This window comes from Thiomicrorhabdus sp. 6S3-12 (assembly GCF_017571475.1).
In the GTDB taxonomy this organism is placed as follows: Bacteria; Pseudomonadota; Gammaproteobacteria; order Thiomicrospirales; family Thiomicrospiraceae; genus Thiomicrorhabdus.
This window is the reverse complement of sequence record NZ_JAGETW010000002.1, coordinates 14,774-28,009: the sequence shown is the minus strand read 5'-3', so window position 1 is coordinate 28,009 and position 13,236 is coordinate 14,774. Positions and strand designations below refer to the sequence as shown.

General features: G+C 48.7%; 12 protein-coding genes. All 12 read left to right on the top strand.

Features of this window, described 5'->3' with window-relative positions; genetic code table 11:
* Nucleotides 1–8 precede the first annotated feature (8 nt).
* The 12 genes from J3999_RS03090 (at nt 9) to J3999_RS03035 (ending at nt 13,159) form a co-directional block, all read left to right on the top strand.
* The gene (locus tag J3999_RS03090; protein ID WP_208126521.1) at nt 9–1,262 is read left to right on the top strand and encodes an NADH-quinone oxidoreductase subunit D; all 1,254 of its coding nucleotides are present in this window, start codon (nt 9–11) and stop codon (nt 1,260–1,262) included.
* Entirely contained in the window at nt 1,259–1,750 is a 492-nt protein-coding gene (gene nuoE / locus J3999_RS03085; RefSeq protein ID WP_238843425.1) for an NADH-quinone oxidoreductase subunit NuoE, read from the top strand. The genes J3999_RS03090 and nuoE overlap by 4 nt, the downstream gene beginning before the upstream one ends.
* Before the next feature lie 4 nt (nt 1,751–1,754).
* On the top strand, nt 1,755–3,035 hold the full coding sequence (gene nuoF / locus J3999_RS03080) for an NADH-quinone oxidoreductase subunit NuoF (protein ID WP_208126520.1): 1,281 nt from the start codon (nt 1,755–1,757) through the stop codon (nt 3,033–3,035).
* 55 nt (nt 3,036–3,090) lie between these two features.
* Entirely contained in the window at nt 3,091–5,193 is a 2,103-nt protein-coding gene (nuoG, locus tag J3999_RS03075; protein WP_208126519.1) for an NADH-quinone oxidoreductase subunit NuoG, read from the top strand.
* A gap of 5 nt (nt 5,194–5,198) precedes the next feature.
* Nucleotides 5,199–6,260: an NADH-quinone oxidoreductase subunit NuoH gene (nuoH, locus tag J3999_RS03070; protein WP_173284498.1), complete on the top strand. Its 1,062-nt coding sequence runs from the start codon at nt 5,199–5,201 to the stop codon at nt 6,258–6,260.
* 11 nt (nt 6,261–6,271) lie between these two features.
* The gene (gene nuoI / locus J3999_RS03065; RefSeq protein WP_173284500.1) at nt 6,272–6,763 is read left to right on the top strand and encodes an NADH-quinone oxidoreductase subunit NuoI; all 492 of its coding nucleotides are present in this window, start codon (nt 6,272–6,274) and stop codon (nt 6,761–6,763) included.
* Between the two features lie 23 nt (nt 6,764–6,786).
* Nucleotides 6,787–7,431, top strand: coding sequence for an NADH-quinone oxidoreductase subunit J (locus tag J3999_RS03060; RefSeq protein ID WP_208126518.1), 645 nt, complete (start codon nt 6,787–6,789; stop codon nt 7,429–7,431).
* Nucleotides 7,428–7,733, top strand: a complete 306-nt coding sequence (gene nuoK / locus J3999_RS03055) for an NADH-quinone oxidoreductase subunit NuoK (RefSeq protein ID WP_173284503.1) — start codon at nt 7,428–7,430, stop codon at nt 7,731–7,733. Before J3999_RS03060 ends, nuoK begins: the two co-directional genes overlap by 4 nt.
* A gap of 6 nt (nt 7,734–7,739) precedes the next feature.
* The gene (nuoL, locus tag J3999_RS03050; RefSeq protein ID WP_208126517.1) at nt 7,740–9,713 is read left to right on the top strand and encodes an NADH-quinone oxidoreductase subunit L; all 1,974 of its coding nucleotides are present in this window, start codon (nt 7,740–7,742) and stop codon (nt 9,711–9,713) included.
* Nucleotides 9,714–9,745: 32 nt separating this feature from the next.
* Complete coding sequence (locus tag J3999_RS03045) at nt 9,746–11,260, top strand: NADH-quinone oxidoreductase subunit M (RefSeq protein ID WP_208126516.1); 1,515 nt, start codon at nt 9,746–9,748, stop codon at nt 11,258–11,260.
* Between the two features lie 22 nt (nt 11,261–11,282).
* Nucleotides 11,283–12,719: an NADH-quinone oxidoreductase subunit NuoN gene (gene nuoN, locus J3999_RS03040; RefSeq protein ID WP_208126515.1), complete on the top strand. Its 1,437-nt coding sequence runs from the start codon at nt 11,283–11,285 to the stop codon at nt 12,717–12,719.
* 119 nt (nt 12,720–12,838) lie between these two features.
* Nucleotides 12,839–13,159 carry a DUF2818 family protein gene (locus J3999_RS03035; protein ID WP_208126514.1) on the top strand — a complete coding sequence of 107 codons (321 nt, stop codon included), beginning with the start codon at nt 12,839–12,841 and terminating at the stop codon, nt 13,157–13,159.
* The last annotated feature ends 77 nt before the right edge of the window (nt 13,160–13,236 follow it).

Below are 13,236 nucleotides of genomic sequence, written 5' to 3'. Positions count from 1 at the left end.
AAGCTGTTATGCCTGAAATTCGTAACTATACTCTTAACTTTGGCCCTCAACACCCGTCAGCGCACGGGGTTTTGCGTTTGGTACTGGAATTGGACGGGGAGACCGTTGTCCGTTCTGATCCGCATATCGGTCTTCTGCACCGCGGTACCGAAAAATTGGCCGAGTTCAAACCTTACAACCAGTCAATCGGCTATATGGACCGTCTTGACTATGTTTCCATGATGGCCAACGAACACGGCTATGTTATGGCGATTGAAAAAATGCTGGGTGTTGAAGTGCCTGAGCGTGCGCAGTATATCCGCGTCATGTTCGACGAAATCACCCGTGTTCTGAATCACTTGATGTGGCTTGGGGCGCATGCCTTGGATATCGGCGCCATGACGGTATTCCTTTATGCCTTCCGTGAACGTGAAGACCTAATGGACTGCTACGAAGCTGTTTCCGGTGCGCGTATGCACGCTACCTACTACCGTCCGGGCGGAGTTTACCGTGATCTTCCGGATACTATGGCGAAATACACCGAGTCGAAATGGCGTAAAGGTAAAGAACTGGACCGTTTGAATGAAACGCGTGAAGGTTCATTGTTGGATTTCATCGAAGCCTTTACCGAACGTTTCCCTGGATATATAGACGAGTATGAAACCCTGCTGACCGATAACCGTATCTGGAAACAGCGTACCGTTGATATCGGTATCGTTTCTCCTGAACGTGCACTACAGCTTGGCTTCACAGGACCAATGCTACGTGGTTCGGGGATCGCCTGGGATCTGCGTAAAAAACAGCCATATGAAGTTTACGACAAAATGGATTTTGACATTCCAGTCGGTAAGACTGGTGACTGTTATGACCGTTACTTAGTTCGTGTTGCAGAAATGCGCGAATCGAACAAGATCATCAAACAGTGTGTGAAATGGCTGAAAGAAAACGATGGTCCGGTGATGAGCTCCGATCACAAGGTTGCGCCTCCGGCTCGTGAAGACGCTAAGTCGAACATGGAAGCTCTGATTCACCACTTTAAACTGTTTACCGAAGGTTACAGCATTCCTGCTTCGGAAGCTTATGCGGCTGTCGAACACCCGAAAGGGGAGTTCGGAATCTATCTGGTATCAGACGGCGCCAATAAACCATATCGTATGAAAGTACGTGCGCCGGGCTTCCCGCATCTGGCATCGCTGGATGAAATGGTTAAAGGGCATATGATTGCTGATGTGGTATCGATTATCGGTACCCAAGATATTGTATTTGGAGAAATCGATCGATGAGTACCAAGACATCAATGATTCAAGGGGATGTTAAAAAACGCATTGATACTTGGATTGCCAATTATCCGGAAGATCAGCGCCAGTCTGCGACTATGCCGGCGTTGCGTATCGTACAGGAAGCCAACGGCGGTCATCTGACAACCGAGTTGATGGATGAAATCGCCGAATACCTTGGTGTGGCGCCGATCGCCGTTTATGAAGTGGCGACTTTCTACGGTAACTATAACCATCAGCCGGTCGGTAAACATCAGATTAACTGGTGTAACTCAATCTCGTGCTACCTGCGCGGCGGTGAAGAGTTGCGTGCCAAGCTGGAACAGAAGTTAGGTGTTAAGCCGGGTGAAGTGACTGCGGACGGTAAATTTTCGATCAAGAAGGTTGAATGTCTCGGTGCTTGCGGTGGCGCTCCTATGTGTAAGATCGGCAAGACATACCATGAGAATCTGGACGAAGAGTCTCTGTTTAAAATTTTAGACGAGTTGGAGTAAGCCGATGGTTCATCAAAATGAAAACTGTTTTCGTCTTAACCACTTAGAGCGCTCATATGACATCGATGTGTATATGGCAAACGGTGGTTATGAAGTGTGGAAGAAGGTTCTGTCAGGTGAGCTGGAACCGGCTGAAATCATCGAAGAGGTTAAAGCCTCTAATATCCGTGGGCGTGGTGGTGCCGGTTTCCCTACCGGTTTGAAGTGGAGCTTCATGAACCGTAATGCACCAGGCCAGAAATACATCGTCTGTAATTCGGACGAGGGTGAGCCAGGAACCTTTAAAGACCGTGATATCCACCGTTATAACCCGCATGCTCTGGTTGAAGGTATGATGATCGCCGGTTATGTAATCGGTGCGTCACAGGGTTACAACTACATTCGTGGTGAATTTTGGGAACCGTATCAGGTTTTTAAAAAAGCGATCGAACAGGCTCGTGAAGCGGGCCTTCTAGGCAAAAATATTTTAGGTTCGGGTTGGGATTTTGACCTGCACGTTCATTTAGGTGCCGGTGCTTATATCTGCGGCGAAGAAACCGCATTGCTCGAATCAATTGAAGGTAAAAAAGGTCAGCCGCGCTTTAAGCCGCCTTTCCCGGCGAGCTATGGCCTGTACGGCAAGCCGACGACCATTAATAACACTGAAACCTTGGCGTCCATCCCAATGATCTTGGCGAAGGGCGGCAAGTGGTTCAATGACCTAGGCGTTAAGAACGCCGGTGGAACCAAACTGTACTCGGTGTCCGGACACGTTAATAATCCGGGTAACTTCGAGGTACGCATGGGTACGCCATTCAAAGATCTTCTCGATCTTGCCGGTGGTGTATGGAACGACCGCAAGCTGAAGTGCGTTATCCCAGGTGGGGCTTCAACGGCACTGATCCCGGCTGAAAAAGCGTTGGAAATGAATATGGATTACGATTCGATTGCCAACGCCGGTTCATTCTTGGGTGCTGGATCGATGATCGTGATGGATGAAACCACCGATATCGTTAAGGTTTGTCAGAACCTTTCGCACTTCTACTGGGATGAATCCTGCGGTCAATGTACGCCATGCCGTGAAGGTACAGGTTGGTTGATGCGTGTTCTGAACCGCATCATCGAAGGGAAGGGACGTCCAGAAGACATTGCAGCCCTTAAAGATGTTTCAGGCAAAATCATGGGTAACGTTATCTGTGGTCTGGGAGATGCGGCAACCATCGCATTGGCCTCGGCTGTTGATCTCTACGAACATGAATTTATGCACTATATTGAGCACGGTTGCAGCATTTACGACCGTGTATAAGCGGTCTGAGTTGTTTTGGGCTACGCCAACCAAATCAAATTTAGGTTAAAGAACTATGGTAAAAGTTGAAATAAACGGACAAGTTATCGAGGCCAGAGAAGGCGACATGCTGATTGATGTCGCTGATAATGCCGAAATTCCGATTCCCCGTTTTTGTTACCACAAAAAGCTTTCTATTGCGGCAAACTGCCGTATGTGTCTTGTGGACGTTGAAGGTGCCTGGAAACCACTTCCGGCTTGTGCTACTCCGGTAACCGATGGAATGGTTGTGCGCACGAATTCGCCTAAGGCGATTGCGGCACAGAAATCGGTAATGGAATTTTTGCTCATCAACCACCCGCTGGATTGTCCTATTTGTGACCAGGGTGGTGAGTGTGAGCTTCAGGATGTGGCGATGGATTACGGTGAAGATGTTTCCCGTTACGCCGAAGCCAAGCGTGTGGTTGGCGACAAAAACGCCGGCCCGCTAATCAGCACCGATATGACTCGTTGTATCCACTGTACGCGTTGTGTCCGTTTCGGTCAGGAAGTGGCCGGAATGATGGAACTGGGTGCGACTGGACGTTCGGAATGGATGGAAATTGGTACCTATGTCGAGAAGTCGATCGACTCGGAAATGTCGGGTAATATGATCGACCTTTGTCCGGTCGGAGCTCTGACTTCCAAACCGTTCCGTTACAAGACCCGTACCTGGGAACTGAAAGCGCACAAGGCCGTCGCTGGTCACGATTCAATCGGTTCCAACATTCAAGTACACACCAAAGACAGTAAAGTGATGCGCGTCGTGCCGAGCGAAAACGAAGCGATCAACGAAGTATGGCTGTCTGATCGCGATCGTTTTGCCTATGAAGGGATGATCAGCGATGAGCGCCTGACTCAGCCGATGATTAAAGTCAACGGCAAGTGGCAGACAACCGACTGGGAAAGTGCATTGGAATTTGCAGTCGAAGGACTGAAGAATGCAGCTGATGCCTCTCAGGAGATCGGTGTTCTGGGATCAGCCAACTCAACTCTTGAAGAGTTGCATTTGCTGCAGAAACTGGCGCGCGGTATGGGCGTTGAAAATATTGATTTCCGTACCCGTCAGGTGGATTTTTCTGCCGATGCGCACGATTTCCACACGCCGTCACTGGAAATGCCGATTGCCGACGTTGAGCAGCTAAATGCGGTTGCTGTAGTCGGTTCTTACCTGCGTAAAGAATTACCGCTGTTGAACCTTCGCGTGCGTAAAGCAACCTTGAACGGCGCCAGCGTTATTGCGGTCAATCCGCAAGCTTACAAGTTCAATTATGATCTGAACGACATCAGTGATGATGCCGGGATGGTTGCTAATCTGGCTGGAATGGCCAAAGCAGCAGCGGAGATTAAAGGTGACTCGGATGCGTTCTTGGCAGATGTTTCCGCCAGCGATGCGCAAAAAGCAGCGGCTCAGACCTTAATCGACGGCAATAAGTCTGCGGTTATGGTCGGACAGATTGCCCAGAACCATTCGGATTATGCGTTGATCTGCAAATTGGCTGCGAGTCTGGCAAAAAACACCGATTCTTCATTGAATATTCTACCGATGCAAGCGAACGAAGTCGGTGCCTATCTGGTTAACTTCTTGCCGCTTAAAGGCAAAAATGCAGCCCAGATGGCACAGGGAATGGATGCATTCCTGACTCTGAATGTCGAACCGGAAGATTTCTCTGACTCTGAGCAGGCGTCGCAGGCCATGGCTAAAGCTAAGTTTGTTGTCAGCATGAGTCTGTTTGATTCCGAAGCACAGCGTAGCTATGCGGATGTTCTGCTACCGATCGCTTCCTATGCGGAAACGGCCGGGACTTTCGTTAACCTTAATGGTCTGAAGCAGTCGTTCAAGATGGCTGCCCAACCTGTAGGCGATGCCAAAGCGGCATGGAAAGTTCTGCGTGTTATGGGCAATATGCTGAACCTGAGCGGTTTTGACTATACCCATAGCAATGAAGTCCTGCGCGAAGTGTTGGATAACTGCGGTTCCAGTGTTGCATTCTCTAAACTGGATGCGTCTATGACGACAGTAAACAATGACGGCAAAGTGAAACTGGTATCTCCGTATCAGATGGATGCTTTGGTTCGTAGAGCGCCATCTCTGCAGAAAACGCCGGATGCTAATGTAGAAACGATGGTGAGAGGATAAGATTGATGTTTGATGCGATCCAAGCTTTTTTATCTGGCTTCTTATACGAGTGGCTAGCCATCACCATTACTCTGGTGCTACAAGCGGTAGCGGTTATTCTGCCGATTATGCTGGTAGTTGCCTGGTTGACTTACGCCGAGCGTAAGGTCATCGGTTATATGCAGGTACGTATGGGACCGAACCGTGTCGGTCCGATCGGCCTGTTGCAGCCGATTGCCGATGCTTTGAAATTGATGACCAAAGAGGTTATTTTCCCGGCTCAGTCCAACAAGTACCTGTTTATTCTTGCGCCGATTCTGGCAATTGCTCCGGCGGTTGCCGCCTATGCGGTTATTCCATTCAGCGATGGTGTTGTTGTTACCGATATTAACGCCGGTGTCCTATATGTTCTGGCGGTTTCGTCGATTCTTGTTTACGGTACTGTTGTCGCCGGTTGGGCGTCCAACTCGAAATACGCTTTCCTGGGGGCTCTGCGTGGTTCCGCACAGAAGATTTCTTACGAAATTGCGATGGGCTTCGCTTTGGTTACCGTTTTGATGATTGCCGGCACCATGAATCTGACAGAGATTGTTAACAATCAGCAGGGTGGTATTCTTAACTGGTACCTGTTGCCTCTATTGCCGATGTTCTTTGTTTATTTCATCTCCGGTCTGGCTGAAACCAACCGTACGCCTTTCGATGTCATCGAAGGGGAAGCGGAAATCGTTGCCGGCTTCCACGTTGATTATTCCGGTATGACTTTCGGTGTCTTCATGCTTGCGGAATACGCCATGATGATTCTGATCTCCTTTATGGCGTCGATTATGTTCCTTGGCGGCTGGTTGTCACCGTTTGAAGGTATTCCGCTTCTGGAAACACTATTCTCTTGGGTTCCGCAGCTGGCTTGGCTGTCGATTAAGGTAGCACTTCTGCTGTTTGTATTCTTGTGGCTACGTGCAACTTTCCCTCGTTACCGTTATGACCAATTGATGCGTCTGGGTTGGAAAGTGCTGATTCCATTAACCATTGTCTGGGTATTCGTAGTTGGCGCTATGAAGTACTTCGACTTTGGTCCATGGTTTAACTAATAGAGGGTGACATGGGTAAATTTCTAAAACATCAAATTAAGACCTGGGGTCTTACTGAGTTATTCAAGGGTTTATCAGTTACCGGTAAGTACTTGTTTAAAAAGAAGATTACGGTGCGTTATCCGGAAGAGAAAACGCCGTTGTCTCCGCGTTTCCGTGGACACCACGCTTTGCGTCGTTATGAAAACGGCGAAGAGCGTTGTATCGCTTGTAAATTGTGCGAAGCGGTCTGTCCGGCGAATGCAATTACCATCGAATCGGAAGAGCGTGAAGACGGTACCCGTCGTACCACTCAGTATGACATTGATATGTTTAAGTGCATCTATTGCGGTTTCTGTGAAGAAGCCTGTCCGGTAGATGCGATTGTTGAAACCCGTGTGTTTGAGTATGAGTTCCATGAGCGTGGTCCGCATATCCGTACCAAGGAAGATCTTCTTGCCTTCGGTGATCAACACGAAGCGCAGATTGCCGCCGACCGTGCAGCTGATGCGAAATATCGTTAATTCGAGAGTACTGAGTTATTGCTATGAGCTTTGAACAATTTATTTTTTATGTGCTAGCAGCGATCGCCATTATCTCCGGATTAATGATGATTACTGTTAAGAACCCGGTTAAGGCAGCGTTATGGTTGGTCTTAGCCTTTATCTCCACCGCCGGACTTTGGATCATGGCGCAGGCTGAATTCCTTGGCTTGGTACTGATTCTGGTATATGTCGGTGCAGTTATGGTGCTGTTCCTGTTTGTGGTCATGATGCTGGATATCAATATGGCTATTCTTAAGGAAGGCTTTACCCGCTACCTGCCGATCGGAGCGCTGGCCGCTATTGCGATCTTCGCTTTGATGTATATGGTCGTTGGCCCTGAACACTTCGGTCTGGATAAGATTGCCGCTCCGGCAGCCAAACCTGCGGATTACAGCAATACTACCGAGATTGCGATTCCTCTGTACACAGAGCACGCTTACGCCTTTATCCTGGCGGCGGTACTGCTTCTGGTCGGTATTGTTGCGGCAATTGCCTTGACATTGCGCCGACGTCCTAGCGGTACAGTGCTTTATCAGAATATCGAGAAGCAGAACCGTACCGAGAAATCCGAGCGTTTGGAAATGGTCAAAATGGATGCGGTGGTTGAACAACCGGCTGCAGAGGACAAGGAGGAAGAGAAAAAATGATTGCGCTTTCTGACTATCTTTTATTCGGCGCGGTGCTGTTTATGATCAGCATGGCCGGTATCTTCCTTAACCGTAAAAACGTGATTGTTCTATTGATGTCAATCGAATTGCTTCTTTTGGCGGTCAATACCAACCTGGTTGCATTCTCACACTATCTGAATGATGTAACCGGACAGATTTTCGTTTTCTTTATTCTGACGGTTGCTGCTGCCGAAGCGGCAATTGGTCTGGCGATTATCGTTCTGGTATTCCGTAACCGTAAGAGCATCAATGTTGATGACTTGGATTCACTTAAGGGGTAAGGCTGAATGTTACATGAAATTTTAACAGTCATTCTGCTGGCACCTTTAGTGGGTGCCATGATTGCCGGTCTGTTTGGCCGTCAAATAGGCCGTGCAGGAGCGCATTACTCGACCATTGCGGGTGTTGCGATCTCTGCGGTCTTGTCGTTCTATGTTTTCTGGTTGTATGTTTTCCAGGGCGCTACAGAATATAATGCGGCGCTCTATACCTGGATGGTGTCTGACGGAATTAATTTCCAGATCGGTTTCATGATCGATAAATTGTCGGCAACCATGATGCTGGTAGTCACTTTCGTTTCCCTGATGGTTCATATCTATACCATCGGATATATGGATCACGACGAAGACTATTCGCATGACAATCCTTATTACCAGCGTTTCTTCTCGTATATCTCGCTGTTCACCTTCTCGATGTTGTCGCTGGTTATGGCGAACAACTTCCTGCAGCTGTTCTTCGGTTGGGAAGCGGTAGGTCTGGTTTCTTACCTGCTGATCGGTTTCTACATGAAGCGTGAATCTGCGATTCAGGCAAACCTGAAAGCCTTCTTGGTTAACCGTGTCGGTGATTTCGGTTTCATTCTGGGGATTGCCGTGGTCTTTGTGTATTTCGGTACGATGGACTACAAAGAGTTCTTCGCTCAACTGACGACTCAGAAAGACGTAATGATTGAAATCATTCCAGGTGTCGAGTGGTCGATGATCACCGTAATGCTGATTCTTCTGTTCATCGGTGCGATGGGTAAATCTGCACAGATGCCACTGCACGTATGGCTGCCTGAATCTATGGAAGGTCCGACGCCTATTTCGGCTCTGATCCACGCGGCAACCATGGTAACCGCCGGTATCTTTATGGTGGCGCGTCTGTCTCCAGCCTACGAGCTGTCTGAAGTTGCTCTGTCGGTGGTACTGATTACCGGTGCACTGACCGCGTTCTTAATGGGGCTTCTAGGTCTGATCCAGAACGATATCAAGCGAGTGGTCGCTTATTCGACACTCTCTCAGTTGGGTTACATGACAGCAGCACTTGGTGCTTCCGCTTATGCGGCCGGTATGTTCCATGTATTGACGCACGCATTCTTTAAAGCGTTGCTGTTCTTGGCGGCCGGTTCGGTCATTATCGCGATGCACCACATCCAGGATATCCGTCAGATGGGTGGGCTGAAAAAGTATATGCCGATTACCTACTGGTCGATGCTGATCGGTTCACTGGCTTTGATCGGTTTCCCAGGTTTCTCAGGATTCTTCTCGAAAGACTCAATCCTGTTGAGCCTGCAGGCTACCGATCGCTTTGGTGCTGATTTCGCCTTTATCCTGTTGATGATGGGTGTTTTCGTGACGGCTTTCTACAGCTTCCGTATGTTCTTTATCGTCTTCCATGGCGAAGAGTCTGAATACGTTAAGACGCATAAGATCAAAGAGTCTCCTTTGGTGGTAACAATTCCTCTGATTCTGTTGGCTATTCCGGCGCTATTAATGGGGCTGCCGATGATCGAGCCGATGTTGAACGGTTCTTATTTCGCCGAAGCGATTGTGATCAAGCCTGAAAACGACACCATGATGTGGGTGTACAACAACTACTTCCACGGTGCATTGGATATGATCATTCACTCATTCGTAACTCTGCCGGTTATTCTGGCGCTGTCCGGTGTGGCTCTGGCGTGGTTCATGTATATCAAGCAGCCTAATATTCCGGGCAAGCTGAAGCAGATGTGTCCTCGCGGTCACTATGTATTGGAAAACGCTTACGGTTTCGATCGTCTGAATGAAATCGTCTTCGTTAACGGTACCCGCAAACTGGGTCAGTTCTTCACTCGATGGGTTGATGTCAAACTGATTGATACCGGAATGGTTACCAATACCTTTATGGCGATTGCGCACTCTGCCAACGGTCTGCGTCGTACCCAAACAGGTTATATGTATCACTATGCGTTCGTTATGATTTTCGGACTGCTGGGGATGCTGATCTGGGTATTGTGGTAATTGAAGAATAATAAGAAAAGGGACTCGAGTTCATGCTAACAAGCTATCCTATTTTGAGCACACTGATCTGGCTGCCGATTATCGGTGGTCTATTAGTGTTGTTTGCCGGCCGTAACAACGATACGGTCGCTAAATGGCTGTCACTTATTGTGGCTGGCCTGACTTTTATTCTGTCAATTCCTCTGTGGGCGAATTTCAACTACGGTACGGCTGAGATGCAGTTCGTAGAACAGATTCCATGGATCCCGATGTTCAATGTCCAGTACTATCTGGGGGTTGATGGTCTGTCTATGCCACTGGTGCTGCTGACAACCTTCACTCAGGTTCTGGTCATTGCTTCGGCATGGGAGTGCATCAAAGAACGTATCGAACAGTACATGGGTGCCTTCCTGATTATGGGCGGGATCATGGTCGGTGTCTTCACGGCGCTGGATTCAATTCTGTTCTATGTATTCTGGGAAGCGCTGCTGATTCCGATGTTTATCGTAATCGGTAAGTGGGGTGGTCCGCGTCGTGTGTACGCGACCATGAAGTTCTTCCTGTATACCTTCTTCGGTTCGGTATTCATGCTGGTTTCATTCCTGTATATGTACTGGCAGAGCGGAAGTTTCTCGATTCTGGATTTCCACGCCTTGCCGCTGGGGATGACTGCGCAGATTCTGATCTTCCTTGCGTTCCTGATTGCATTCGCGGTAAAAATTCCGATGTTCCCGGTTCATACCTGGCTTCCGGATGCACACGTTGAAGCGCCTACTGCCGGTTCTGTCGTACTGGCGGCGATTATGCTGAAAATGGGTGGTTACGGTTTCGTTCGTTTCTCGCTGCCGATTACGCCGGATGCGTCTATGCAATTGGATTGGCTGGTTATTGCACTGTCACTGATCGCGATCGTCTATATCGGTATTGTCGCTCTAGTGCAGTCGGATATGAAAAAGCTGGTTGCTTACTCTTCGATTTCGCACATGGGGTTTGTTACTCTGGGGATGTTCCTGGTGTACGACATCGTTGCCAGCCACGGCACAATGGAAGGTGCGCAGCTGGGTATGGAAGGTGCGATGGTGCAGATGATTTCGCACGGTTTCATCTCCGGTGCGATGTTCCTGGCGATCGGTGTACTGTATGACCGTATGCACACGCGTGAAATTTCCGCTTACTCTGGTGTCGTTAATAAGATGCCGTGGTTCGTGATGTTTGCGGTTCTGTTTGCAATGGCTAACGTCGGTCTGCCTGGTACTTCCGGTTTCGTCGGTGAATTCATGGTTATTCTGAGCTCGTTCAAGGCGAACGTCTGGTACGGTACGCTGGCGGCCTTGACTCTGATTATCGGTGCGGCTTATACCCTTTGGATGGTTAAACGCGTCTTCTTCGGCCCTGTTACCAACGAAAATGTCGAAGGGCTGCAGGATCTGAACAAACGCGAATTTGCGATTATGGCGACGCTTGCAATTGCCGTTGTCGCTCTGGGTGTATTCCCTGCGCCTTTGATGGAAGTGATGCACACTTCTGTCGAGAACTTACTGGTGCAAGCCACCACAACAAAACTATAACTATGGTAGGTGAAAGATTAGTATGAATTTTGTCATTCCATCCTTTGCGCCTGCAATCCCTGAAATTACGCTGCTGATTCTGGCGTCATTGATTCTGGTTGCAGACACTTTCTGGTCTAAACGTTTTCAGAACGCTACCTACTATGCGACTCAGGCAAGCTTGCTTGTGGCCGGTTATTTGGTACTGTCCAGCTTTTCGGTAGAACAGGTTTTTACCTTTAACGACAGCTTTGTCCGCGACAGCTTCGCCGATGTACTTAAGCTGTTTACGGTCGCCATCACGCTGGGAATTTTCCTGTTTGCCCGTGAATATCTGGTCCAGCACCGTTTCATGAGCGGTGAATTCTTCGTATTGGGTCTGTTCGGTGTTCTGGGAATGTTTGTCATGATTTCGGCGAACAACTTCATCACCATGTATCTGGGGCTGGAGATTATGTCTCTGGCGATGTATGCGATGATTGCGCTGCGCAAATATGACGGTGTTGCCGTCGAAGCGGGTATGAAGTATTTCGTACTGGGCGCGCTTGCTACCGGTATGCTGCTGTACGGCTTCTCGATGATCTATGGTGCTACCGGTACCATTACCTTCCCGGAAATGAAAGCGGTGATCGCTTCGGGTGAAGCGGACGGAATCGTTCTGGCATTCGGTGTCGTATTTGTGGTGATCGGTCTGGCGTTCAAAATGGGGGCTGTGCCTTTCCATATGTGGATGCCGGATGTTTATCACGGCTCTCCGACTGCGGTCACCCTATATCTGGGGACGGCGCCTAAACTGGCTGGTTTCGCTATGGTCTACCGTCTTCTGTACGAAGCGATGCCTGGTTTGGTCGGAGACTGGCAGCAGTTGATCATTATTATTTCGATTCTGTCGATGGTGATCGGTTCTATCGTGGCGATTGCGCAGGATAACTTGAAACGTATGCTGGCGTATTCCGGTATCGGTCATGTCGGTTTCCTATTGTTGGGTGTTATTGCCGCGACTGACGACGGTTTCTCTGCTGCGATGTTCTTCATCATCGTTTATGCGATTACAGGTGTCGCCGGTTTCGGTATGATCACTGCTCTGTCGCGTACAGGGTTTGAGTTTGACCGTGTTGCCGATTTCAAAGGTTTGAATGCCAAGAACCCTTGGTTGGCGTTGATGATGCTGATCGTCATGTTCTCGATGGCGGGTATTCCTCCGTTTGTCGGTTTCTGGGCGAAGATCGTGGTAATCGAAGAGGTTGTTAAGGCCGGATTTACCTGGATTGCGGTGATTGCGGTGATTACCGCTGTTATCTCGGCGTTCTACTACCTGCGCGTCGTTAAGTCGATGTATTTCGATAAGTCCGAAATTCAAGGTCCGGTTGAGATCATCAGTCCGGCATTGCACTGGGGTGTAAGTTTCGTGGCGATCCTGCTTCTGGCTCTGGGTCTGTTGCCAGGTTCGCTTATCGACCTTTGCTACTTAAGCATATAGTCACCATTTTTCCGGTTTGAGAAGTCTCTCGGGCCGGAAAACTGTGTATTATAGAAGCCCGTTTCAGCGGGCTTTTATTGTATGTAAAAGCCATAAGATTTGATTTAAAGAGGCAAATTATGGAAACCAATCAGGCTGTTTGGTTATTGCTGCTAACCGCAATGGTATTGGCCAATATTCCTTTTATTCTGGGCAACCGTCTGTTTTTACTGATTAAGGTACCGCACAAATCGATCGTAGTGAATATGATCGAATGGTTTACCTATTTCTGTATAACCGGCTTATTTGCTTATCTTCTGGAAAAGAAGAGTATGGGACATGTCGCACCGCAGGAGTGGGAGTTCTATACGGTCGTGCTGTTTATGTTTATGATTTTCGCCTTCCCGGGTTTTATCTATCGCTACAATCTCAAGAACTTCCTGAAGAAAAGCGGTACATAAGTTCCGATTCGACTTGGTCGGTGCGTTGCATGTGACGTTGACCGCCGCCGCTCGTCAACTTTCAAGAAACCGGTAGC

Bases quoted from the DNA above. Each gene is read 5' to 3' on its own strand.
- nuoL (WP_208126517.1), top strand. From the start codon at position 7,740: ATGTTACATGAAATTTTAACAGTCATTCTGCTGGCACCTTTAGTGGGT.
- nuoK (WP_173284503.1), top strand. From the start codon at position 7,428: ATGATTGCGCTTTCTGACTATCTTTTATTCGGCGCGGTGCTGTTTATG.
- nuoE (WP_238843425.1), top strand. From the start codon at position 1,259: ATGAGTACCAAGACATCAATGATTCAAGGGGATGTTAAAAAACGCATT.
- nuoI (WP_173284500.1), top strand. From the start codon at position 6,272: ATGGGTAAATTTCTAAAACATCAAATTAAGACCTGGGGTCTTACTGAG.
- nuoN (WP_208126515.1), top strand. From the start codon at position 11,283: ATGAATTTTGTCATTCCATCCTTTGCGCCTGCAATCCCTGAAATTACG.
- nuoG (WP_208126519.1), top strand. From the start codon at position 3,091: ATGGTAAAAGTTGAAATAAACGGACAAGTTATCGAGGCCAGAGAAGGC.
- J3999_RS03060 (WP_208126518.1), top strand. From the start codon at position 6,787: ATGAGCTTTGAACAATTTATTTTTTATGTGCTAGCAGCGATCGCCATT.
- J3999_RS03035 (WP_208126514.1), top strand. From the start codon at position 12,839: ATGGAAACCAATCAGGCTGTTTGGTTATTGCTGCTAACCGCAATGGTA.
- nuoF (WP_208126520.1), top strand. From the start codon at position 1,755: ATGGTTCATCAAAATGAAAACTGTTTTCGTCTTAACCACTTAGAGCGC.
- J3999_RS03045 (WP_208126516.1), top strand. From the start codon at position 9,746: ATGCTAACAAGCTATCCTATTTTGAGCACACTGATCTGGCTGCCGATT.
- nuoH (WP_173284498.1), top strand. From the start codon at position 5,199: ATGTTTGATGCGATCCAAGCTTTTTTATCTGGCTTCTTATACGAGTGG.
- J3999_RS03090 (WP_208126521.1), top strand. From the start codon at position 9: ATGCCTGAAATTCGTAACTATACTCTTAACTTTGGCCCTCAACACCCG.